23 protein-coding genes and 1 pseudogene are annotated in these 23,054 nt (G+C 55.5%); 7 read left to right on the top strand and 17 right to left on the bottom strand.

The window, feature by feature from the left end; genetic code table 11:
* Window positions 1–62: 62 nt before the first annotated feature.
* Together ACFSW5_RS05710 and ACFSW5_RS05705 are read left to right on the top strand one after the other, a co-directional pair.
* Window positions 63–293, top strand: a pseudogene (locus ACFSW5_RS05710) (transposase); the annotation flags it as partial.
* A gap of 78 nt (window positions 294–371) precedes the next feature.
* The gene (locus ACFSW5_RS05705) at window positions 372–986 is read left to right on the top strand and encodes a hypothetical protein (RefSeq protein ID WP_379271072.1); all 615 of its coding nucleotides are present in this window, start codon (window positions 372–374) and stop codon (window positions 984–986) included.
* A 252-nt stretch (window positions 987–1,238) separates the two neighbouring features.
* On the opposite strand, the gene ACFSW5_RS05700 is transcribed toward ACFSW5_RS05705, so the two are convergent.
* The 8 genes from ACFSW5_RS05700 to ACFSW5_RS05665 form a co-directional block, all read right to left on the bottom strand.
* The gene (locus ACFSW5_RS05700; protein WP_379270446.1) at window positions 1,239–2,255 is read right to left on the bottom strand and encodes a DMT family transporter; all 1,017 of its coding nucleotides are present in this window, start codon (window positions 2,253–2,255) and stop codon (window positions 1,239–1,241) included.
* 2 nt (window positions 2,256–2,257) lie between these two features.
* Window positions 2,258–2,962, bottom strand: a complete 705-nt coding sequence (locus ACFSW5_RS05695; protein ID WP_379270445.1) for an ABC transporter ATP-binding protein — start codon at window positions 2,960–2,962, stop codon at window positions 2,258–2,260.
* Window positions 2,959–3,744 carry an ABC transporter ATP-binding protein gene (locus ACFSW5_RS05690; protein WP_379270444.1) on the bottom strand — a complete coding sequence of 262 codons (786 nt, stop codon included), beginning with the start codon at window positions 3,742–3,744 and terminating at the stop codon, window positions 2,959–2,961. Before ACFSW5_RS05690 ends, ACFSW5_RS05695 begins: the two co-directional genes overlap by 4 nt.
* Complete coding sequence (locus ACFSW5_RS05685; protein ID WP_379270443.1) at window positions 3,741–5,033, bottom strand: branched-chain amino acid ABC transporter permease; 1,293 nt, start codon at window positions 5,031–5,033, stop codon at window positions 3,741–3,743. Before ACFSW5_RS05685 ends, ACFSW5_RS05690 begins: the two co-directional genes overlap by 4 nt.
* An 8-nt stretch (window positions 5,034–5,041) precedes the next feature.
* Window positions 5,042–6,028, bottom strand: a complete 987-nt coding sequence (locus ACFSW5_RS05680; RefSeq protein WP_379270442.1) for a branched-chain amino acid ABC transporter permease — start codon at window positions 6,026–6,028, stop codon at window positions 5,042–5,044.
* A gap of 19 nt (window positions 6,029–6,047) precedes the next feature.
* Window positions 6,048–7,268 (bottom strand): branched-chain amino acid ABC transporter substrate-binding protein, encoded by a 1,221-nt coding sequence (locus ACFSW5_RS05675; RefSeq protein ID WP_379271022.1) that lies wholly within the window; start codon window positions 7,266–7,268, stop codon window positions 6,048–6,050.
* A gap of 384 nt (window positions 7,269–7,652) precedes the next feature.
* Window positions 7,653–7,991 carry an antibiotic biosynthesis monooxygenase gene (locus ACFSW5_RS05670; RefSeq protein WP_379270441.1) on the bottom strand — a complete coding sequence of 113 codons (339 nt, stop codon included), beginning with the start codon at window positions 7,989–7,991 and terminating at the stop codon, window positions 7,653–7,655.
* A gap of 47 nt (window positions 7,992–8,038) precedes the next feature.
* Window positions 8,039–9,037 carry an ABC transporter substrate-binding protein gene (locus ACFSW5_RS05665; RefSeq protein ID WP_379270440.1) on the bottom strand — a complete coding sequence of 333 codons (999 nt, stop codon included), beginning with the start codon at window positions 9,035–9,037 and terminating at the stop codon, window positions 8,039–8,041.
* Between the two features lie 154 nt (window positions 9,038–9,191).
* Between ACFSW5_RS05665 and ACFSW5_RS05660 the strand changes: the two genes are divergently transcribed.
* Together ACFSW5_RS05660 and msrA are read left to right on the top strand one after the other, a co-directional pair.
* On the top strand, window positions 9,192–9,674 hold the full coding sequence (locus ACFSW5_RS05660) for a GAF domain-containing protein (protein ID WP_379270439.1): 483 nt from the start codon (window positions 9,192–9,194) through the stop codon (window positions 9,672–9,674).
* A gap of 27 nt (window positions 9,675–9,701) precedes the next feature.
* The gene (msrA, locus tag ACFSW5_RS05655; RefSeq protein ID WP_379270438.1) at window positions 9,702–10,217 is read left to right on the top strand and encodes a peptide-methionine (S)-S-oxide reductase MsrA; all 516 of its coding nucleotides are present in this window, start codon (window positions 9,702–9,704) and stop codon (window positions 10,215–10,217) included.
* A gap of 170 nt (window positions 10,218–10,387) precedes the next feature.
* Here the strand turns inward: msrA and ACFSW5_RS05650 are convergent, their stop codons facing one another.
* Window positions 10,388–11,275: a hypothetical protein gene (locus ACFSW5_RS05650; RefSeq protein ID WP_379270437.1), complete on the bottom strand. Its 888-nt coding sequence runs from the start codon at window positions 11,273–11,275 to the stop codon at window positions 10,388–10,390.
* 178 nt (window positions 11,276–11,453) lie between these two features.
* Here ACFSW5_RS05650 and cdaS point away from each other — a divergent pair, with 178 nt between their 5' ends.
* Window positions 11,454–12,074, top strand: a complete 621-nt coding sequence (gene cdaS / locus ACFSW5_RS05645; RefSeq protein WP_379270436.1) for a sporulation-specific diadenylate cyclase CdaS — start codon at window positions 11,454–11,456, stop codon at window positions 12,072–12,074.
* A gap of 185 nt (window positions 12,075–12,259) precedes the next feature.
* Here cdaS and ACFSW5_RS05640 read toward each other — a convergent pair whose 3' ends face one another.
* From ACFSW5_RS05640 to ACFSW5_RS05625, 4 genes are all read right to left on the bottom strand, one after another.
* A complete protein-coding gene (locus tag ACFSW5_RS05640; protein ID WP_379270435.1) occupies window positions 12,260–13,279 on the bottom strand; it encodes an oxidoreductase in 1,020 nt (339 codons plus the stop codon).
* A 91-nt stretch (window positions 13,280–13,370) separates the two neighbouring features.
* Entirely contained in the window at window positions 13,371–14,324 is a 954-nt protein-coding gene (locus ACFSW5_RS05635) for a nucleoside hydrolase (RefSeq protein ID WP_379270434.1), read from the bottom strand.
* A gap of 122 nt (window positions 14,325–14,446) precedes the next feature.
* Window positions 14,447–15,526, bottom strand: coding sequence for a GNAT family N-acetyltransferase (locus ACFSW5_RS05630; protein ID WP_379270433.1), 1,080 nt, complete (start codon window positions 15,524–15,526; stop codon window positions 14,447–14,449).
* A 189-nt stretch (window positions 15,527–15,715) separates the two neighbouring features.
* On the bottom strand, window positions 15,716–16,432 hold the full coding sequence (locus ACFSW5_RS05625; RefSeq protein WP_379270432.1) for a cell wall hydrolase: 717 nt from the start codon (window positions 16,430–16,432) through the stop codon (window positions 15,716–15,718).
* A gap of 270 nt (window positions 16,433–16,702) precedes the next feature.
* On the opposite strand from ACFSW5_RS05625, the gene xerS reads away from it, so the two are divergent.
* Window positions 16,703–17,797: a tyrosine recombinase XerS gene (xerS, locus tag ACFSW5_RS05620; RefSeq protein WP_379270431.1), complete on the top strand. Its 1,095-nt coding sequence runs from the start codon at window positions 16,703–16,705 to the stop codon at window positions 17,795–17,797.
* 30 nt (window positions 17,798–17,827) lie between these two features.
* Here xerS and ACFSW5_RS05615 read toward each other — a convergent pair whose 3' ends face one another.
* A complete protein-coding gene (locus tag ACFSW5_RS05615) occupies window positions 17,828–18,349 on the bottom strand; it encodes an ADP-heptose synthase (RefSeq protein WP_379270430.1) in 522 nt (173 codons plus the stop codon).
* A 139-nt stretch (window positions 18,350–18,488) separates the two neighbouring features.
* On the opposite strand from ACFSW5_RS05615, the gene ACFSW5_RS05610 reads away from it, so the two are divergent.
* Complete coding sequence (locus ACFSW5_RS05610) at window positions 18,489–19,472, top strand: YpdA family putative bacillithiol disulfide reductase (RefSeq protein ID WP_379270429.1); 984 nt, start codon at window positions 18,489–18,491, stop codon at window positions 19,470–19,472.
* A gap of 103 nt (window positions 19,473–19,575) precedes the next feature.
* On the opposite strand, the gene ACFSW5_RS05605 is transcribed toward ACFSW5_RS05610, so the two are convergent.
* Genes ACFSW5_RS05605 through ACFSW5_RS05595 form a run of 3 tightly spaced genes read right to left on the bottom strand, consistent with a single transcriptional unit; the run spans window position 19,576 to window position 22,998 of the window.
* The gene (locus tag ACFSW5_RS05605) at window positions 19,576–20,904 is read right to left on the bottom strand and encodes a DUF4129 domain-containing protein (protein WP_379270428.1); all 1,329 of its coding nucleotides are present in this window, start codon (window positions 20,902–20,904) and stop codon (window positions 19,576–19,578) included.
* Window positions 20,901–22,025 (bottom strand): DUF58 domain-containing protein, encoded by a 1,125-nt coding sequence (locus tag ACFSW5_RS05600; protein WP_379270427.1) that lies wholly within the window; start codon window positions 22,023–22,025, stop codon window positions 20,901–20,903. The genes ACFSW5_RS05605 and ACFSW5_RS05600 overlap by 4 nt, the downstream gene beginning before the upstream one ends.
* Before the next feature lie 13 nt (window positions 22,026–22,038).
* Window positions 22,039–22,998, bottom strand: coding sequence for an AAA family ATPase (locus ACFSW5_RS05595; protein ID WP_379270426.1), 960 nt, complete (start codon window positions 22,996–22,998; stop codon window positions 22,039–22,041).
* Window positions 22,999–23,054 lie beyond the last annotated feature (56 nt).

The raw sequence follows: 23,054 nt of genomic DNA, 5'->3' as shown, positions 1-23,054 counted from the left end.
GATTCCTTGGAAAAAGCACAGGAGGCTCAAAAAAGCTCGTTACACTGTTGAAATACGAACGTATGTTCTGTATAATATTCTTAACGATTAGCCTCATAAAGGAGCGCATCGACATGAACAAGCGGCTCAGATCCGCGGTACGCCGATTCAAACGATTATTCCCGACCGAGCATCATTGTATCGATTATTTATATAAGATGAAGTGGCCTAACGGGTTCCGCTGTCCGCGCTGCAACGGCTGCCGCGCATACACGATCCGCACCAGACAGCTGCCGGTCTATCAATGCCGTACCTGCGCTCATCAAACTTCCCTTACGGCCAATACGATTCTCGAGAAAAGCCGCACGCCGCTGTCCAAATGGATGCTCGCCATGTATTTGCTTGCATGCTCCTATACAAACGGCGCCGTCAATGCACTTCAAATTGCATCCATACTCGAAGTGACTTATAAGACGGCATGGTCGATGCTGCGCAAAATCAGAACGGCGGTTTCCGCATACGATCGTCAATCCCCGTTGCAAGGAAATATCATTGCAGCATGTATTCAGTACGGCTTCTTAAGCGGATTGACGAACAGGCCGCAGCCTCAAGTGTCCCCCGTATCGGTTTGTATCGGCCAAGCTTCTTCCTCCGGCGGCTATATCAAAATCAAAATGATCCCGAAAGAGCATTTGCTCTCTAATCGCATGCTTCCATCGGCAAAAGATTGGATCGCCGGACAACATGCGGCCGGAAAAGCAAACAGACTGCATGTCATCACGCAGCCCGTTTATGCGATAGAGGACATGAAGGTAATCCGTGAACTGGCTTCATCCGCCCGAGCATGGCTCAATGCTGCATATCACGGGCTAGGAAAGAAATACCTCCAGTCTTATTTCGATATGTTCTGTTTTGTTTACAATACGAAGCGGCGGTCTCTGTCTGCCGTAATGCAGAAACTCGCTTCATTGTGCGTTCAATCCGCTGCTTGCGTTATTAAATCATAAGTCCGACTTGTAACTTTCCTATGTTGTAAATTACAAAGTCCTATGTCGCAAATTATACGATCATAGCACGATCCTGCACGCTTTTTTTTTCTGAGCTGTCGGGATACAGCCAATAAGTAAGCAAAAAGACGTTTCGCAACACGCGCAGCTCCGTCCATCCAAGCGCACCGGTACGAAACGTCCTCAGGGAACAATACATTTCGTCATCATACCATTATGTTACATTCAGCCCTCGACAGCTAGCCTTCCTCATTATAGAGATGCAGGTCGATCATGCCCGGAAATTGCATCTTCCTGAATAGACGCTGCGGCTTTATGGGCGGGCTTTACCGGAAGACGACCAGAAACCATGCTGTGCATGATCATGCCGGCGACGACGAGCAGCATGCCGGCCCAGGATATGGCCGGCGGCAGCGGAACGGACAACAGCAGAAGCTCGCCCGCAAGCGCGAACACCACCTCGCCCGACTGGGTCGCTTCTACGGCGGCAAGCTTCTGCGCGGAGCCTTTCGCCATGTCCGTTGCGGCGAAAAACAAAACCGTCGCGATGACGCCCGAGCTGACGGCTACGATCAGCGACTGGCCCGTCTGGCCGGCGCTTGGCGGACCGTCCTGCATAAAGGCGACCAGCGCGAGAAGCAGCCACAGCGGCAAGCTGGCAAGCGTCATGCCCAGCACGCGCTGGTACGTATCGAGCTTGCCTTTGCATGCTTCCATCATTTTGCGGTTTCCCAGCGGATAAGCGAAAGCGGCGACGGCAACCGGCAGTATCCCGAACAGAATATCGGAGACGGATAACCGTTCCGCGTTCCCCCATTGCATAAGGGCCACCCCGACCAATATGACAAGGGACATCGGCAAGGAACGCCAAGGAATGTTCTCTCTCATCCTCACGGTACCGTCCGGCGTCGACATCTCTTTATAAAATAGCGGAGCGACAAGAAGTCCGGCGATGATGGTGATTTGCCACGTCCCGGCAACGAGCCAACCCGGCTCGAATTCGGCAGCGAAGCATACGGGCGCGTACATGACGAAAAAGCCGACGAAGCTCCAGCCGAACCACGTTTTCCAGCGGGCTTTCATGTCCCGGAGCAGCGGCTTTAAGTTGCCCCGGAACGCTACAATGGCTACAAGGAACGGCGCCATAAATATAAAACGCAAAGAGGCGGCATACATCCAATTGCCGCCGGAAAACTTCATCGATTGATTCAATACGAACGTTGCAGAAAAAAATAGCGAAGCCAAAAGGCCAATCAAAATCGGTTTCATGTTTAAGCTAAGTAGGCCTCCTTGACCTGTTCGCTCGCAAGCAGCTTGCCTGCGGCGTCTTCCATGATAATTTCGCCGGACTGAATGACGTATCCGCGATGGGCGATCTGGAGCGCTTGGTACGCGTTTTGTTCGACGAGCAAAATCGTCATCCCTTCCCGGTTCAACTCTTGAACGATGCGGAATATTTGCTCGACCAACAAAGGCGCAAGACCCATGGAAGGTTCATCCAGCAGCAGGATACGAGGCTTCATCATCAGCGCACGGGCTATAGCCAGCATTTGCTGCTCGCCGCCGCTAAGCGTGCCGCCGGGCTGGCCGCAACGCTCCTTCAGCCGCGGAAAGTAATTGAACGCCCGCTCCATCCGTTCACGGACGAGCTTCCGTTCCCTGACGGCAAATGCGCCCATCTCCAAATTTTCCTTAACGGTTAGTCTCGGAAAAATGCGCCTTCCTTCCGGCACATGCGCGATGCCTCGAAGGGCGGTACGGTGCGGCGGCTGCGACGTCATAAGGTTGCCGTCGAACAGAACCTCGCCCCGTACTTTAACCTGCCCGCAAATCGCCTTAAGCGTAGTCGATTTGCCGGCGCCGTTCGAGCCGATTAACGTAACGATTTCCCCTTCGCTTACCTTCAGGTCAATCCCCTTAAGCGCTTCGATCCGGCCGTAATACGCTTGAACGCCCCGAAGCTCCAGCAAGCTCATGCGATCACCTCCGCTTCCCCGGCGCTTTTGCCCAAATACGCCTCGATCACCCGCGGATGGTTCCGTATCTCGTCGGGGCTTCCTTCCGCGATTTTCGTACCGTAGTCAAGCACGAGAATATGCTCCGAAAGCCCCATCACCAGCTTCATATCATGTTCGATCAAAATGACCGTCATGTCAAGCTCTCCTTGCATCCGCTTGATCAATGCGGTCAATTCCGCCGTTTCGCGCGGATTCATCCCTGCCGCGGGCTCATCCAGCAGCAGCACCTTCGGCTTCGTCGCCAGCGCCCGCGCGATTTCAAGCCTTCTTTGGGCCCCGTATGGCAAGCTGTCCGCCCTTTCGTTCATCCATTCCTCCAACCCGAAGTATTCGAGCAGGCGATACCCTTCGAGCGTCGCTTCAATCTCCTCGTGCCGCACGCGGGGCGGCTGGAATATCGAGCCGAACAGGCCGGCTTTCAGCCGGCCGTGCATGCCGACCATCACGTTCTCCAGAACCGTCATCGACCCGAACAGCCTAATGTTCTGAAACGTTCGGGCGATTCCGAGCGACGTAATGCGATTCGGCTTCGCTCCCCCTATCGAGCGGCCGTCCAGCTCAACGATCCCGTCGTCCGGGGCGTACAGGCCCGTAATCATATTGAAAAAAGTCGTCTTCCCGGCACCGTTCGGCCCGATGACAGCCGAAATGACGCCAGAGCGAAACGTAAAATCGACCCCGTTAACGGCGATCAAACCTCCGAATCTCTTCGTCAATTTCGTTACGGTAAGCGTGCTCATTTAACGGTCCCTCCGCTATTCACTTTTGTTTCGTTCAAACGTAACCCTTTCGAATAGCGCCTTGATCGCGCCTTGGCCATATCGATCTTGCGGTTTCCGGCGGCGATAAGCCCGTTCGGCCGGAATACGGCGATCAGCACAAGCACGGCGCCGAATATGAACCGCTGCATTTTGGCCGGAGACAAAGCATTCGGAATTTGAACGATCCCTTCCATCGTTAGGTAATTGAGCCAGCCCGTAATTTCGGTCAATACCTGCAAATTGAGAATCGTAATGACGCTCGCTCCAAGGATGACGCCCGGCACGCTGCCCATGCCGCCAAGAATAACCATGACCAGAACGGTGACGGATTCAAGATAAGTAAAGCTGGACGGATCGACAAACGTCTGCTTGGCCGCAAACACGACTCCCATCATTCCGGAAAAGGATGCGCCGATCGCAAATGCAGTCAGCTTCGTTCGAATGGGCGGTATGCCCATCGCCTGAGCCGCGATTTCGTTGTCGCGGATCGCCTTCCAGGAACGGCCCAGCCGCGAATGCTCGAGCCGCTTCACTCCGAACAGTACAAGCGCGAGAATGGCAAGCACGATAAAATAAAATTGATGCGGAAACGTAAACAGGTAGCCGAACAAGTCAGGCGGCCTGACGGAAGAGATGCCCATGGCGCCGTTCGTAATGTTGACCGGCTTATCGAGATTGTTGAAGACGATCCGGATGATTTCCCCGAAGCCTAACGTCACGATAGCCAGGTAATCCCCTTTTACGCGCAGAACCGGCAATCCGAGAAGGATGCCAAACAACGCCGCAAGAAAACCTCCTATAAATATAAAGACCCAGAAATATGACCCCGGCACGGCTTGCCAGCCGCCAGGCATAAAGCTATCCGCCTGCGGGGTGGAAAATATCGCATACGAATACGCTCCAACCGCAAAAAAGGCGATGAACCCCAAATCAAGCAGTCCCGCAAAGCCGACAACGACATTTAACCCAAGCGCCATCGCCACAAAAATGCCGCATTGCGTCGCCACCTCCATGTACGATTCGTGGGACGGGCCTCCGGATGTGGCGAACGGGATGACGAATACGAGCATCGCGGAGCCGGCAAGCCACTTGACCCGCGCGGAAAACGAGGTATAATACAGCAGCAAAAGAGAGCCGAGCAGCAGCAGAAAGCTGACGACCGATTTATCCATGAAGTAAACGGAAAGGCCCGACGCCGCTACGAAAGCGGCCAATGCGGCTCCCTGGGCGATCCGATTGCGCGCCAACGTCCGTTTCAGCTTGAACATAGGCTCACCTACACTTTCTCCTTAACGGCTTTGCCGAACATGCCTTCCGGCTTGAAGATCAAAACGATAACCAGAACGGCGAATGCAAACACATCCTTATATTCGCCGCCGAAGCTGCCGCTCGTCAAAATGCCGAGGTTGGCGGACGCAAACATTTCGAGAATGCCGAGCAGCAGTCCGCCAAACACCGCACCCCGGATGTTGCCGATGCCGCCAAGAACGGCTGCCGTAAACGCCTTGATGCCTAGCACGTACCCGATAAACGGGTCGATCGTCCCGTATTGCTGGGCGAACAGAACACCGGTCGCGCCGCCCAGCGCCGAGCCGATAAAAAACGTGATCGCGATCACCTTATTAACGCTGATGGCCATGAGCGAAGCCGTTTCCCTGTCCTGGGCGACAGCGCGCATCGCCATGCCCCATTTGGTCCGCTTGATGAACAAATCAAGGCCGACCATCAGCACGATCGCTACCGATACGACGATAAGGGAATTGACTTTAAGAAACCCGTCTCCGAACCGATCCCACAAGCCGGAGGCGCTGACCTGCAGGTTGCCGTTATAAATGGCAGGCGCGCTGACGATGTAGTTTCCCGTTTTCAGCTCGGCGATGAACCGGATCAGATCCTGCAGCAGAAACGAGATGCCGATTGCCGAAATAAGCGAAATGAGCTTCGGCGCATTGCGCAATGGACGGTAAGCCAGCCTTTCGATGCCGACTCCGAGAAAACCGGTGATGACCATGGCGGTTATAAGCAAAAACAAATAAACGAGCCAGCCGGGCAGATCGCTCAGCCAACCTGCCGATTGAAACAGAAGCAGCGTCGATGTGCCGACGAACGCGCCGGTCATAAAAATTTCGCCGTGGGCAAAGTTGATCAGCTCGAGAATGCCGTAGACCATCGTATAGCCTATCGCGACAACCGCGTAAACTGCCCCCAACGTCAGCCCGTCTAGCAACACTTGCGGAAGCGTGCCGATTATGCCGGATATCATCTCACACCTCCTCAAAGAGTTATTTTGCGATTTCCGACGTCAGCACGCCCGGATACGACGCTTCCTTGTATTCGTAGATGTACACTTTGGCATAGTCGTTATCGCCTTTGCCGTCAAACGTAACTTTGGTGGCAAGCCCTTCGAAATCTTTCGTCGCCCGGACCGCATCGCGCACTTGCTCGCGGCTCGGCAGCTTGCCGCCGTTCGTTTCCGCAGCGCTTCTCACCGCGTTCAGAATAACGTTCATACAGTCGTAGGCGTAAGCGGAGTAGCCGTCGACGTTTTTGCCGAATTTCGCTTTATAGTCTTCGGCCCATTTTTTGCCGGCGTCGGTCTTCGTAATATCGGTCGAGATGGACGTGTACAATACGCCTTTGATGCTTTCGCCGGCGATGTCCACGATCCCGACCGTGTCAATGCCGTCGGCGCCCATTATCGGCACGGTAATGCCTTTCTCCCGGGCCTGCTTGACGATCAGCCCGCCTTCGCCGTACACGCCGCCGAAAAAGATAAAGTCCGGCTTCTTGTTCAGCACTTGGTTAAGCACGCCGTTAAAGTCTTTTTCGCCGACGGTGATGCCTTCATAGCCGGCTACCGCAGCCCCAAGCTCTTCGACCGACGCCTTAAACGCGTCCGCCAGTCCTTGCCCGTACGCCGTTTTATCTTGAATGATGAAGACGTTTTTGGCGCCGACCGTCTTCACCGCGTATTCGGCTGCGGCCGGCCCCTGGAAGTCGTCGCGGGCCACGATCCGATTGACCGACTTCAAGTTGCGGTCGGTGACTTCCGTAGCCGTGTTGGACGGGGAAACCATCGGAATGGCGTATTTCTCGTAAACGACCGAGGACGGAATCGCGACACCGGAGTTCATATGGCCGACCACCGCAACAATGCCGGTATCGGCGCCGATCAGCTCGGCGTTCGCCACGCCCTTCTTCGGATCGGCCTGGTCGTCGTAAGGGACGAATTGCAGATCGAATCCAAGCTCCTCGAATTCCGCCTTGCGCTCTTCAAGCGCCATCTGCGCGCCGAGCTTGATCGCTTCGCCCTGAACCGCGCTGCCGCCGGAAAGCGGAGATTGGCTTGCGATTTTAATGACCGTCAGTTCTTCTTTCGCCCCCGCCGAAGGCGACGGCGACGGAGATGGAGACGCCGCCCCGTCTCCGTTCGGAGACCCGCAAGCCGCAAGCGGCGCCGTCAACATCACGGCAACCAAGATCGGGATCATTTTTCGTTTCATAACCATTTTCCTGACCTCCTCATTTTTGCTTGAAAATGTGAAGCGCTGATTGCTATACGCAAAAGGACAGCATGTTCAAGAATACCGAGTATTTGCCGGTGAATTCTTTGCAAGCTGTCCTATATGCCTATCGCTATGGTTACAAATGCTATGATCGGTCTTCGCGGAGATGCCTTAACGGAGTCGCATAACTATAATGTTATATAAAATTACGTAATACTAACTACACCTTTACACATATTATATGATATGTAATCGTAATGTCAACAATTAGTCGTTTTAACAGAGTTTATGTTCGTATATATTACATTAATATGACATGTAACTTCCGCAAAAAAAGCCCCGGCCGCTCTCGTTGGAGGAACAGCCGGGGCAATATGCCGGTTATTGAACGTTTGCAGGACGATAGGTTTTGACGGCTTTCACTTCATAAGCGGCATGGGTAACGCCGATCAGAAATTCCGGCTGCGGCTTGCCGCGGTTCTCGCGGTGGCCTTGAATATGGGCGTCGCTTTTCTCCCAGTTTTTCCACGCATCCTTCGATTCCCAGCGGGTCGTAACGACAACCTCCTCATGTTCGTCGCCGCGTTTTGCCTCTTTGAGCATAACGGTCATATCGACGAATCCCTCGTTCTGTTCAACGATGCCGGGAGTCCCGAATCTTTCGATCACCTTGTCCGCAAAGCCTTTCTGTACTGTCATCGTTCTTACAAGCACGAACATGAAACCGACCTCCTCGACTAAATTAAGCGGGTGATACCGCTGTTTTATTATTTCAAAATCGACTTCGCCACGTCGTCCATAATGCCTTGACCGGCATTAAAGCCGCTGTACAACCAGCTGCTTTCCGGACCTATCTGATAAACCCGATTCCCCTTCACGGCAGGGATTCCTTTCCAAATCGCGCTGTCGAGCGTTTCGGTCACGTCCGTATCGCTGTTCACCAGGAAAATGTAATCCGCGTCCAGTTCGGCCAGCTTCTCAAGCGAAACGGGGTTCCATACCGCGTTGGACTCGGCCGGAATTTCGGCGGTTACGTTCGGAGGAGTCAAGCCCAAATCTTTGTAAAGAACTTGTCCGCTGGACTGGTTCTCGCCGACGATGTAAAACTGCTTCTGAACAAGCCACAGGACGGCCGCTTTCTTACCCGCCGCTTTCTCCGCCAGCTTCTCTTTCAGCTCAAGCGCCTTGTTGTCGTATTGCGCAAGCAGCTGCTCCGCTTCTTCCTTCTTGCCGAGCAAGTCGCCGATCGTCGTAAGCGCCGCGCGCCAATCGCTGTTCACTTTATCGCCAAGCACGTATGTGGGAGCGATCTTCGAGTATTGGCCGTACAGATCGTTCTGCACCTGCGATTCCGAACCGATGATTATCAGATCCGGCTCCAGGCTTGCCACCTCTTCGACCGGCAGATCGTAGCTGATCTTCGGCACGCCTTCAAGGCCCGATTGCAAATAATCCTGAATGCCGTTCGGTACGGACCATTGCGCGACCGGCTTCACGTTCAGGGCAACCAGATGATCCTCCAGATAGGAAGCCAGAACCTTCTGCGGATTGGCCGGAATCGTCACCTCGTGTCCCATGCCGTCCGTTACGACGCGCTCCGTATTCTCCTCGGAAGCGGCCGGCGTGTTCGACGATTCGGGCGATGCCGTTGCGCCTCCTTCGTTATTGGATCCGGCGTTGCTTCCGCATGCCGCCAGCAGCAACACGACCAGCAGCAGCGCCAGTGCGCCGAAAAAGCTTTTGCGAATATGAAACTTGCTGTTCATGATTTCCTCCCGTAAGTATCGACTCAATTTGAACTTATTTAATGATAATGATTATCACTAACAATGTCAATCCTTATTTGAAATCCCGATTGACTTGCAGCGAGATAAGCGTTAAGTTATTTGTTACGAATCTTTAGGCAACGGAGGCTACGATATGTTTGCAAAAACGGTTTATACGGGCACGATCGAACAAAACTACGAAACGGTTATCAAACAGCTTACCGCTTTGCTGGAAGGCGAAACCGACCGCATTGCGAACTTGGCCAACGCATCCGCGCTGCTCGGTTCTTTTCTGGAAGAGATCAATTGGGTCGGCTTCTATCTGCTGAAAGGAGACGAGCTTGTGCTCGGTCCCTTCCAAGGCCTCCCGGCTTGCGTGCGCATCGGGCTCGGCAAAGGCGTCTGCGGCACGGCGGCGGCCAGCCGTCAAACGGTCCGCGTCGAAGACGTGCACCGATTCCCCGGCCACATCGCATGCGATGCGGCGTCGCAATCGGAAATCGTCGTCCCGATCATCAAGGACGGCGAGCTGCTGGGCGTGCTCGATATCGACAGCCCGGTCTTGAACCGTTTCTCCGAAACCGACCAGCTTTATTTGGAACGTTTCGTAGAGGCGCTAATTCCTCATATTTCATAACAACCGCTTTTGGAAGGAGGCGCAGCAATGAGGCAAAAAGCGACTTTCGGCGGCGGCTGCTTCTGGTGCATGGTCACCCCGTTCGAGGAGCTGCCCGGCATTCACGGCATCGTGTCCGGCTATATGGGCGGCCATCTGCCGAATCCGACCTATGAACAAGTAAAGACGGGAACGACAGGCCATATCGAGGTCGTCCAAATTACGTTCGACCCGGAGCTGTTCCCTTACGAGAAGCTTCTCGAGCTGTATTGGCCGCAGATCGACCCGACCGACGCGGAAGGGCAATTCCACGACCGCGGGAGCCAATACCGCACCGCCATTTTCTATCATACCGAGGAGCAGCGCCTGGAGGCGATCGCTTCCCGCGAAGCGGTAAAGCGGAGCGGCCGCTTCGACAAGCCGGTCGTAACCGAAATCCGGCCGGCCGAAACGTTTTACCCGGCTGAGGACTATCATCAGAATTACCATAAAAAAAATCCGAAACATTACAAGGAAGACCGCGAGAAATCCGGCCGCGACCGGTTTATTGCGGAGCATTGGTGAACAGCGCCCGCGTAGAACGGATTCTTCGCCTACATGCAAGCCGAACCGGCTGCGTCGTCCTTTTGGGAAGACGTAATTGGACAAAACCTAAAACCCCGGAGCCTATGAGCTGCAAGCAGCCGACAGACTCCGGGGTTTCGTTTTTGCGGAAATAATCCGCCGCTTACGCGTCAGGATGCCGCCGTAAGGCGCTGCTGCAGCAGGGCGGCAAGCTGTCCGCCGTCCTCCCACACGATCGGGCGGATATGGCCCGGGTTGCTTCTAATTTGCCCCGCCGCGCTGCGGTGCACCGTCCAGATGACGGGTATTTGCAAGCCTTGCGCATAACCGGCCGCCCAGTAAACTTCCGGCCGATGCCCGGTCAAATCCGCGATGATGAGCTTGCTTGAGGCGAGCTGCTGGGCCGAGATGCCGCCCGTTCCGTCAAGCGGCTCCGCCAATTGCGGGGAATAGCCGCACTGGTACATTTTCGGCAGCACGTTATTGGCCCACTCTTGTCCGAGCTCCTCCGAAAGAAGGACGCAGCACGGCTTCAGCTTTTGACCGGCCATTCCCGCTTTGGCGGTACGTATGCCTTTCGGCGTAAGCACGAAGGTAGATCCTCTCCGCTCCAGCAGCTCCTCTTCCTTCAGCTTCTCGATAATATAGACCATTTCCTGCAAATTAAGCGAATACGTAATATTGAAGCTCTCCGCCAGCTTATGAATGACGACCGGCTTGTCCGTGCCTCCCGACTGCCTGTACAAATGCTGCAGCAGCTTCTCGCCTTTCTCCTCGATCGTTTGGGGCAGACGGGACGAATGGCGGATTTTGTCCAAATCCTCGGCACTCAGCTCGACCGTCTCCTCCATCTCCGTAAGCTCCCTTATGTAGGCGGATATAATCGGGAACATTTCCCGTTTCGTCGTATAATCAAGCGCATAATACCAATCATAGCTTTCCGCAAGCAGATGATATTGACCGCCGGGGGCGCACAGGCAGCCTATAAATTGCTCGTATTGCCCTATGGTCCTGACCGGAACGATCCGATCGCAAAATACGCAACGTTTTGTATCCATATTCGGTTCACCTCTCCCTGCTATGTTGTTCAGTTTACCGCAATTGCGAACGGGGCTGGATTAATTAATTCTCATACGTCATGATAACCTTCTCATGTTGGAGAAAATTGCATATTATGCCCGGCCGGAGGTTACAATGACAACCGTATGCGATAATCGTGCAAAGAGGCGGACCGTTATGATGAATATTCATGAAAATTGCGATTTTTCGCCCATGAAGGAACAAATCAAAGGCCAATTGCGCAAAATGATCGACGACATCTCGGCAATCGTCGATAAGCTGGATGACAATGACGGCGGCTGCATGCTCAGCAGCCTGGAACAGGTCCAGCGCAAGTTCTCCCGCGTGCAATCGGCGGCGGGAGCCTTCTATCTGAACTGCTATCTCTCGCCGTATACGTCGAAATACAACGAGCTGTCCACGGCGCTGCTCCATTTATCCGAACGCAAGATCGGCGCGCTTATCGTGGTGGAAAGGGAAGAACCGCTTGACGCGATCATCCGCCATGGGATTCCGATCGGAGCCGCCGTCTCGCACGCGCTGCTGGAGTCGATCTTTTATCCGGGCAATCCGCTGCATGACGGAGCGGTATGGGTCAAAGGCGATACGATCGTAACGGCCTCCAACGTTCTTCCTCTGTCATCCTCGAGCGTAGACAAGCAAAAATTCGGAACGAGGCATCGGGCCGCGCTCGGCTTGTCCGAAAGAAGCGATGCGCTCGTTCTTGTCGTATCCGAAGAAACCGGAGCCGCCTCGCTTGCATTGGACGGGCATGTGTACCCCGTCATTCTGCATTAGAACGGGCGGCAAGAGGACGGACGCTTCGCACGCGGAGCGCATTAATGATTTCCACGCCTTAAAGCTTTTAACGCCTTTAAATTTTTAACCCGTTAGCTGCCTCAATAAAAAACGGCTTTCCCGTTCCTTGCGCCAAGGACAGAAAGCCGTTTATTAATGTTATTTAACGGAGTGAAGGTAAAAATTCATGACCCGCCAACCGCCACGACGGTTCGGCCGAGCGAAGCGCCTTCGAGCATGGCGGACGCTTGCGCCATAACTTCGCCGAGGGTGATGTCATTCGTGATCCGGTCGAGCTGCTCGGCAGCAAGCGTCTCGTTTAATCGGTTCCACGCCTCGAGCCTTCTGTCAGTCGGCACGATAACCGATTCCACGCCGACAAGAGCGACATTCCGCAATATAAAAGGATAAACGGATGCCTGAAACGTAGAGCTTGACGCCATGCCGCAAGCGGCAACGGCTCCGCCGTAACGGGTGCTCCCGAGCAGCGCCGCAAGCGGCTGTCCGCCTACCGTATCCACCGCTCCCGCCCATCGCTCCGAATGAAGCGGCTTGGAAGAGAGTGCGTTCAGCTCTTCCCTGCCGATGACCGAAGCGGCACCCAAGCTTCGGAGATAATCGGCCTGTTCCGCCTTGCCGGTGACGGCCGTCACCGAATAACCCGCTGCGGCGAGCAGCGTCACCGCAAAGCTGCCTACGCCTCCGGTCGCTCCGGTCACCGCCACCTCGCCGGAATCCGGCTTCACGCCCTGCCGCTCCAAAGCCATGACGCACAGCATCGCGGTTAACCCGGCCGTGCCGATCGTCATCGCGTGCCGGAGCGACATCCCGGCCGGGAGCGGAACCAGCTGCTCCGCCGGCATGCGCGCGTATTCGGCATATCCGCCCCATTTGCGCTCGCCCGCTCCCCATCCGGTCATAATGACGCGGTCCCCTTCCTTCCAGGCGGCCGAATCCGACCGGACGACGGTGCCCGAGAAATCGATGCCCGGCACCATCGGGAAGGAGCGGACGATCAGCGGCGTCCGTTGCAGCGCCATCGCGTCCTTGTAGTTGATGCCGGAATATGCGACCTTAACGAGCACATCGCCCGGAGGCAGCTCCGATTCCGTCACTTCGCGATACGCCGCCCGTACGCCGCCGTTTTCCTCCTTCTCAAGCAGCAGCGCCCGAAACGGCCGCAGCGGTTCCGCATGTTCCTTCATAAGCTTCCTCCTTCTTGTATGGGAAAGTCGCTCCGAAACTTCGTTTCCTCTCATGCGTCATGCGTAAGCAAGCCAAGGGCCACTCGCCGACTTACAGCCAGGCCGACAGCATTTGGCCGACGGCGCGGTCCGCGTCGACTTCCATGCAGAACTGAATGTCGCGTCCTTCCGTCGCGCGCGCCCGGCGGTCCGTGACGATCATGCCCGCCGTCAAGCCGTGTCCGCAATCGATCGTCGCTTTGAACGTCTGCGTTTTGACAAGACTTGGGTTCACGGCTACAAGCACGGCAAGGGGATCATGCAGCGGGCACGATTCCGCGAAATAATTCGACTGCCGGTAGAAATCGAAATAAACGCCCAGCGAATCGTGCAGAAACTGCACCATCGCCTTGTTGCGCTCCGGAGCTTTCCGGTCGAGCAAATGCAAATGCTCGTAGGTTAAGCGGGTTTTCATCGTGACGTCGAGTCCGACGACCGTAAGCGGAACCTCCGATTCGAACACGGCGGCCGCCGCTTCCGGGTCGCCCCACAGGTTCGCTTCCGACACCGGCGTTACATTCCCCGGCGCAAGTACCGTTCCGCCCATAATGACGACCTTCTTGAACTTGCGGGCGATCGAAGGATCCATTTGCAGCGCAAGGGCCAGGTTGGTCATGCGGCCGACCATCACGAGCGTTATTTCCCCCGGATTGTCATTGGCCATCCGAACGAGAAACTCGGCGGCCGAAACCGGAAGCGGCTGTTGATCGGATTTCGGAATGACGGCGTCACCGATGCCGTTATGGCCGTGAACGTTCACCACCGGTCCCTCGTATTCCCGCTTAAGCGGGCCCGCCGCGCCTTTGGCAACCGGAATTTCGGTTTCCTTGCCGCACAGCTTGAGCAGACGGAGCGTATTGTCGGTCGCTTGATCCACATCCGTATTGCCGAACGTGGTCGTCAATCCCTCCAGCTTGATTTCAGGCGCGTGAATGGCGTACAGAATGGCGAGCGCGTCGTCAATCCCGGTATCCGCGTCTATAATGATGCGATGAGTTTGTGACATAATCGTTTTTATCCTCCTCTTGAAACGAAACCTCCCTATTGCAGAGGCTGACTTTATCGTTCCTTATGTACGGACGTATTATATCAATTGGGCACCTCTTCCTGCAACGCATCTCAGCCCGTTTAATAGACTACGCCGCACGCGGACGCCCAATCGTTCATCCCGGCCGTATCGCATTTCCGCAAAATATACAGGCCGCCGGCGCCCGGCTCATCTTCCCGCAGCGAATGGTCTTGCGGCTTCTTATCCGGCTTAAAGCCGGTCGCTTCCAGCAAACGCCGGTATCCCTCGTCGCCCGGCTCCGCCGCCGCTTGAATGCGGCCCAGCCGAAGCTGCTCCAGCCCGTACCAAGCCACGGCGCGCAGCGATTCTCGGCCGTAAGCCGCCCCGCGGAAAGCCGGCGACAAATAAAGGTCAAGCTCGGCCCGCTCGCGTTCCGGATCCAAGTCGTTCAGCCCGACCCAGCCGATAACCGCATTCGCGGACTGCCGCGTAATGCCCCATTGAAGCTGCCGAAGCGTATAATGACGATGTTTCCAAGCGCGGATTAATAACCGGCCGCCGGATACGTCTTCGAGTTCGCCAAGGGAGCGGCCGGCACGATCGTCCTGCTTCGCAAGTTCAACCAAATCGCCCGCGTCCGCTTCAGTCATCGGCCGAAGACGCAGCCGCTCCGTCACGAGCGTTGGCTGTCTCAAATGGCATCTCATCGCGATGAACGGCACCCATTCATTCCCCAGCATGCTTTGAAATTGTCCGATTTCATAAAATCCCGCTTTCAAATAGGCGCGAACGGCCCGTATATTGTAAGCGGCTACAACTAGCTGCAAGCGGCGCGGCCGGAACTCTTCTTCCACGAATGCCATCACCTGCTTCACAAAGCAAGCGCCTAGCCCTCGACCGGTCATATCGGGCCTTAAGCCAAGCCCGATATCGAGGCAGAACTCGTCGGCATAAAGTCCGACGGCGAATCCCCCCGGCACTCTTGCCGAACCGCCTACGCAAAAATAACCGGCGATCTCCCCGTCGCCGCTTAATGCGTAGTAATAAGTCCCGTTCATCAGTTCGGCCAATTCCTCTTCGCCGCCGCTCATGCTGTAAACGGAATACGGCGGAGGGTACTGCCACTTCATAATTTCGGCGGCTATGTCTGCGCTCATCCATCCGAACGTAAATGCCGGAACGTTGGCTTCGCGTTCCAATATCATCCCCCGCTTTTTTGGATTAGTATCTAACCGTTCTACGCCGGCAGCTTCCTTTTACTAACGAAACAATAGCGATTCCAAAGCTTTCCTCCTATAACACATTCCATTCCGCCGGCCGTGTTCCTTCTCCGGATGCAAAAAAAGCATGACCCATGCCCATAACGGGATAGACCATGCCCTTGCACGCTATTTTGCAAAAATATGCCGTCCGATCTGAATCGTTCGCGTCCGCGACCATATCCATTTCGAAGTGGCTGTCTTCGGATTGAAATAATAAAGCGCGCCGCCCGTCGGATCGGTTCCGCGAAGCGCTTCCCTTGCCGCTTTGTAGGCCGTCGAATCCGGCTGCAGCTCATATTGCCCGTCGTCGACGGCGGTAAACGCCCGGGGCTGCTCGATCACGCCTTCGATCGTGTCGGGGAATTCGCTCGACTGAACCCGATTAAGCACGACCGCCGCTACCGCGACTTGGCCGATAAACGGCTCTCCCCGCGATTCGGCATAAACGATGCGCGCCAGCAAATGAAGATCGCGCTCGCTGACAGCCATCGCCGCTTCTGCAGCCGCTTTCGCTTTCGCCTTCCGAAGTTTTGCCTCCTCGGCTTGTTTCGCTTTTGCCAGTTGTTCCTGCTTCTTTTTTAGAGCAGCTTGCTTCATTCGTTCGGTTGTTTCCCTATAATCCTGATAAGCCTGTATCGTAAGCGGTTCGTTAAAGGACTGAAGTGAGTCGTCCACGTATTCCGGTGTATCTTTGAGCAGAAGTTCTACGGATGCGCCTGAGGCATCCTCCTCGTTAAGAACAGCCTGAATGCCCGCCGCCTGAACAAGATGCAGCGGCAGACCCAATGCAAAAACAAGAACGAATAAGCAGGCTATACTTCTGTGTATAAGCCTATTTATCATGGTCGAGTTTCAATCTCCTTATCCTGCGGCAGCGCCAAATCCGCATGAAAAATCGTTTGTAGTCTCAACCGGCCGGTTATCGATTTACGATTTTGTAATTCTAGCATAGTTCGATAAAGGATGTAACCCGAAACCATTAATTGCATTTATTTGCTAATTTTAAAACAGCTTCCGGTACGAACGGCCGCGGTTGTTCAAAGCAGCCGATCGCTGGTACAATATTAGGAAAGGCTTGGAGGCTGAAACGCTGTTGATCATGAGGTGACGCAAATGAACATCATCAAGGTAAAAGACAGGCAGGAGCTGGAGAAACGGATCCCGTCCATGCCTTGGTACATCGAGAAATTCATCGGCTACAAGCTGCCCGATTTGTCGCCTTCCACCTTGCTGGAGTATGTTCGGGATTACGAAATTTTTCTGGGATGGCTTATCGCGGAAGGTCTGTCGCAAGCCAAACAAATCCGGGATGTGGAGTTGGCGGAGCTCGAGCGTTTGCATATGGACGCCATCGACAATTTCCGGATGTTTCTGGCCACGAACCAGAAGCATAGCAACACCCGGACGACGATTACGAGGAAGCTGTCCTCGCTCCGTTCGTTGTTTCATTATTTGAGCCAAATTGCCGAAGACGATGAATTTTATCCGTTGCTGAAACGGAACGTCATGGCCAAAATTTCCATCAAGAGAACGCATAAGCCGAAAGATACGGCAGCCAAGCTGGAAGGAAAACTGCTCCAGGAAGAGGAAATCGAGGAATTTCTTGGGTACGTGCGGGAAGGCTACGGCCATGATGTCGCGCGGAACAAGCAAGCGCTTTACGCCTATAATTTGAACCGGACAAGAGATACTTGCATCATCAGCCTTATTCTTCATTCCGGGCTGCGCGTTTCCGAGCTGCTCAACTTGAATATGGACGACGTCGACTTGAAGAAAAAGCTCGTTTACGTATACCGCAAAGGGAAAAACGACGAAACGTTCAAAACTCCCGTCTATTTCCGGCAGGATGCGGTTGCCGACCTGGAGGCGTATATCGGTCTCAGAGATACCCGCTATCACGCCCCCAAGAAAGAAAAGGCGCTGTTTCTGGCCGTTGCGAACGGCAAGCGGGAAGGCTCGCGGATGACGCGCAGGGCGATTCAGGAAATGGTCATCAAATACGCGAAACGGTTCGGCAAGCCGTATTTGTCCGTTCATAAGCTGCGCCATTCGTTTGCGACCGACTACTATTTGAGCAACGATATTTACAAAACGCAGGAGCAGCTTGGCCACGCATCGCCGGAGACGACGCAAATCTACGCGCATCTGACCGATAAAACGATGGCGCTCGCCATCGACAAACGCAAAGAGGCCTCTTCCGACGCTTAGCGTCGAAGACGGCCTCTGCTGACGTTAACGCTATACGCGAAGATCGTCGGCGGAAATGCCTTCCTCCACCGCAAACTCAAAATCCTCGATATCATATACTTGCACCGGGACTCCCGCTTCGATCAGCCGGTCCTCGTATTCGAACTGGTCCGACAGGAGCGGAATATTCAGCTTCATGCCCGTTAAAATAAGCTCGGTTTCGATCGGATCGAACATCTCGCCGTATTGCGCGTTATCTACCGCGTTAACGACGGTAAATTGAATCGTGTCGCTCAGCAGCAGCGGAGCGCTTTCGCGCCATGGAACCTGAAGCGCTTTTTCGATTTTTTTGCGGTTAAGCGGCTCTTCGAAAAACTCGATAAGCTCGCTGATTTTATTTTTAACGTGGCGATCATCTTCCGGATTATCCATCACCGGCTCTCCGCTGTCTCTCATCTCGTATAGCTCAAGTACCGAGGAATAAGGCAATACGTAGTCAACCGGACGGCTTGGAACGAGAAGATGCCCATACGATGCCACCATCACTGCTTCAATTACAAAACGCCGCCGCATCGGATGATCCTCCTCTAAAATTATAAGGTTTCATCCTATTATACAATATTCCGACGCCTGTACAAGATAACGAGAGGCCAAATTTGCCATCCGGCGGCCGGCCGCTGTACAATTGAAAACGACAGGAGGACTGATCGCCTTGCATAAAGAAGTAGCGATTATTATTGGCGCGGGGCCGTGCGGCATTGCCGCGGCAGTCGAACTGCAGCGTGCCGGCATCGTTCCGCTTATCATCGAAAAGCAAAACATCGCCCATTCCATCTCCATGTATCCGACTTATATGCATTTTTTCAGCTCTCCGGAAAATTTGGAGATCGGCGACATTCCGTTTACGACCGCGAACGAAAAGCCGTCCCGGCTTGAAGCGCTTAACTATTACCGGACCGTTGCGCTTCGCCACAAGCTGAGAGTGAACGCCTTCGAGACGGTTACGTCCGTAAAACAAGCAAACGGGTGCTTCGAGCTGACCAGCGTCGACCGCTTCGGCGAATCGAAAACGTATTACAGCGACAACGTCATTATCGCGACGGGCTACTTCGATCACCCGAACTATTTGGGCATTCCCGGCGAGCAGCTGGACAAAGTGACCCATTTCTTCCGCGAAGCCCATCCTTACACGGGAATGAACGTCGCGATTATCGGCGGCAGCAACTCGGCGATCGACGCAGCCCTCGAGCTGGAGCGCGTAGGAGCTAAAGTGACGATCGTTTACCGCGGCGATACGTACTCGAGCAGCATCAAGCCTTGGGTCCGTCCTTCGATCGAAGGCAAAGTGAGCAAGGGCTTGATCGATATCCGCTTTGGCTCGCGGGTCGTGGAGATCGAACCGCGCACCGTAACGATCGAGAAGGCGGACGGCACGCGCGAGAAGCTGGCGAACGATTTCGTGCTTGCTCTGACCGGCTTCCACCCGGACCGGCAATTTATGATCGAATCCGGCATTCGCATCGAAGAGGAAGGCTTCCCGCATTTCGACGAGACGACGATGGAGACGAACGTTCCCGGCTTGTTTATCGCCGGCGTCGTCGCGTCCCGTTACGAAGCGAACGAAATTTTTATCGAGTCGGGACGATTCCATGGCCGCAAAATCGCGGAGTACTTAAAATCCAAGCAACAAGCGTAAGGGCGATTCTTTTTGGATTACCCGTGAAATCGCTGCGCGTATATGCTCGTTAAACGGAATCGAAAAAGGAAGACGCCGGTGCGTCTTCCTTTTTCGATTCCTGTTAATTCGGCTCCTCGAGCAGCCGTTTAAGCCGTTCCGTCTCTTCGAGCGGCGGTTCGGCGCCGCCGTAACGAACGTCGTCGTAAATGCGGATAAGCTCCTTCTCCCCGTCTTTCCCCGCTTGTCTCCAGCTTTGAATATCGGATGCCGTTTCCTGCGGCGTCAAATGGGGCTTGAACGCGTATCCTTTCCGGATGCTGCGCTTCAGCATCGAGCCGTACAAATAACGGACCCGTTGCGATCCCGGCATTTGGTTCCACGCTTTCCCGCCATTCCGTCCCGGCATAATCTCCGCAAGCCGGCCTTTCCACTGCTCCGACCATTTCGTTAACGTCATTAAGCTTTCGACTTCATCCTCATAGCCTTCGCTGAATTCGCGAGTGTCCCGGGACCGCTGCAGCAGCCGGCCGAGCCATTTGCGGGCGATCCGATAAAGGGCGCGCCCGAGCCAAAAAGCGGCGGCGGCAAGCGCGGCAACAACAAGAATCCCGACAATCCACTTGAACGCTTGCTCCAGCCAGACAAGCCAGGCGGCCGGTTCCCGTGGCGCTTCGGCTTCCGGCAGCAGCGGCGCGGGAGGAGCAGGAGGCGGCTCTTCCGTCGGCAATTCCTTCCCGGGACGGGAAAGCCAGCTTATAACGGCATTCGCGATCCGGGCCGCCGCCGTTTCGAGCCATTGCTGCCAGATGCGAAACAGGCCGACGATCACGATGAAGGCAACCAGGATCGCGGTCAACCCGCGATTATGCCGCTTAAACGCGGCCATTGCCGGGCCGGGCCGGCCTTCGTCTTCGCCGCTTAGCTGACGCTCATTGCGGATGAACAGCGCTGCAGCGACCGCCGCGATGCCGCAGCCGGCCATGAACGGGCCGTAATCCGCAAGCGCCGCAAGATTGGAGGCTGCCAGCTGTCCCGCCAAATGCAGGATGATGCCGGCCAATATAGCCGGGCCGGGAAAGGCTGCCGCCCACGAGCCGAGCCGGGCCGCCCTTTGCCCTTGAACCGCGGCTGCGGCGCCGACCAGCGCAAGCGGCAGCAATAACGCCGTCGCATGGCCGGTAAACATGAAGGCGATAAACAAATAAACGATGCCCGCGGCTGCCGCCGCTATCATCCGGGTAATCGGCCGGGCGGGCTTGAATTTCAGCTCCGCCTCCGCGCAGGCGGCGTAGCCGATCGGAACCGTCAGGAGCCACACCCATGCCGCCGGCGTATCCAGCGCATAAACCGCCGCGATTAATGGGACGGGCAAATAAAAGAAAAGCTCCGCAAAGCCTTGTATCAGAAACCGGGATACGCGGCCGATGCGAGGGGCGGTCGGTTCGGTCATGCCGTAGCACCGTCCTTCCCGCTATCGCCGTTGATGCCGGAGCGGGGACCGGCTTCAAGCCGCCAGAACGCCACTTCGTTGCCGCCGCCGCGCAAACGGCGGGCTTCCGTCTCAAGCGCTTCGTTCCAATAAGTCGATATAATGAGCACGTCGCGGCCGGTATAGCCACGGTCCGCCTCGCGGACGAGCAAGTCGACCAGACGCTCTGTCCGCACGAGCTCAAGCCTCGCCATCGCCTCCAGCAGCTCGTATAATTGCGCTCCGCCGCTCCGCGGCTCGATAAATACGCTCTCGGACGCTCCGGCAAGCGGCATGTTGGCGGCAAACCCGACCTCCATCCCTTCGTCCACCACCGCTTCCGCGGCTCCGGCCGCCCATTCGATGCCGCATTCGATCAGTTCCTTATCGGCGACGTCCCGCCACATCCCTTCGTGGTCGTCGACGTTCAAATAAATCATCAGCTTCCGGTCGGCCGTATAGTCGTATTGATGCGACTGCAGCTTGCCCGACCTGGCCGTCGCCTTCCAGTTGATCTGCTTGAAGGTGTCTCCCGGCCGGTAGTCCCGGGTACCCGACCGGACGAACGGATCCTCCGCGATCCAGCGGCGGACGGAAGTCTCGCCTTGCCAGCCGTGCGAAGGGAGTTCCGAGACCGATACCGGCGCCGGCGCCGGATAAACGACCAGCTCGTCCGATAATAACATTCGCCTCGCGCTGCGGGAGAAGCCGGCGAGATCGCCTATCGTGAGAGTGACCGAATCCAGACGGTATAGGCCCCGCTTTAAACATTTAACGCGATGTCTGCGCGTAATCCGGGAATAAGGCATAAGAGCAAAAAAGCTTTTGTGGTTTTGATACAGCTGTCCGCTGCTCACGGCGAAATTGTCCTGACGCTGGAACAATAAGCTCGAAGAAAGCTGCGATTCGACCCGAAGCCACGGCACCGGCAGCCATTTCGCGTTCGTCAGCTGCTCGACCAGCTCAAGCTGCTCGCCCCTAAATACAGCCCGCTTCTGAAATTTCCTCGTATAGGTCAATCTCGACCATCCGAAACGTTGGAACAGCTTGCTTTGCAAATACAGGAAAATAACGGCGGCAACGGCAAACCAAAAAACGATCATGCCTAAGCGCTCCTTAACGGGCAGCCAAATCCGGCTCCGCCGGCACGGCGACCTGATTCAAAATCGAGCGGACGATTTCCTCAGCCTGCCGCTGCGTCCGCTGCAAGCCTCTGAGCGCGAGACGATGCGCAAGCACATACGGCGCCATGAACTTAATATCGTCCGGCGTTACGTAATCCCGGCCCCGCAATATCGCCTGAACCTGCGACGCCCTTAGCAGCGCCTGGCTGCCGCGCGGGCTTACGCCGACGGCTATGTCCTCCCGCAGCCTCGTCTGCTCCACGATCTCCAGCAAATAATGAAGCAGCTCGTCCGATACTTTTACGCTCTTATACGCCGTTTGAGCGCGAACGATCGCTTCCGCGTCGGCGGCCGGCTCTAGCCCTTCCAGCGGGTCCGCTTCCTTGAACCGTTTCAGGATCCTTATCGCTTCGCCCCGCGAAGGATAGCCCATCCGCAGCTTGAACAAAAACCTGTCGAGCTGCGCTTCCGGCAGCGGATACGTGCCTTGATGCTCGACCGGATTTTGGGTGGCGATAACCATAAACGGGCGTTCGAGCCGCATCGTTTCGCCGTCGATCGAAATTTGCCGCTCCTCCATGCATTCCAGAAGGCTGGACTGCGTTCTTGGCGTTGCCCGGTTAATCTCGTCCGCCAAGAGCAGGTTCGTAAACAGCGGGCCGGGCCGAAACTCGAACGCGCCTTCCTGTTGATTATAATAATGGATGCCGCTCAGATCGGACGGCAGCAAATCCGGCGTAAACTGGACGCGGCGGAATTGCAGCCGCAGCGATTTCGCGAGCGTTTTGGCGAGCATCGTTTTGCCCGTTCCCGGAACGTCCTCGAGAAGCACGTGGCCCGACGTAATAAGCGCGGTCAGCAGCAAATCGACGGTTTGCTCCTTCCCGACGATCACTTGGGCGATATTGTTTCGTAACCGGTTGGCAAGCTCGCGTATTTCGTCAAATGACATAGGGACAGCTCCTTCGCTGATAATGGAATCGCAGCGCGGCAGGCTTCCTTCGATCA

This window comes from Paenibacillus thailandensis (assembly GCF_042685365.1).
GTDB classification, from domain to species: domain Bacteria; phylum Bacillota; class Bacilli; order Paenibacillales; family Paenibacillaceae; genus Paenibacillus_AP; species Paenibacillus_AP thailandensis.
The sequence above is the reverse complement of the archived record's forward strand: the minus strand, read 5'-3'. Positions and strand labels throughout refer to the sequence as shown.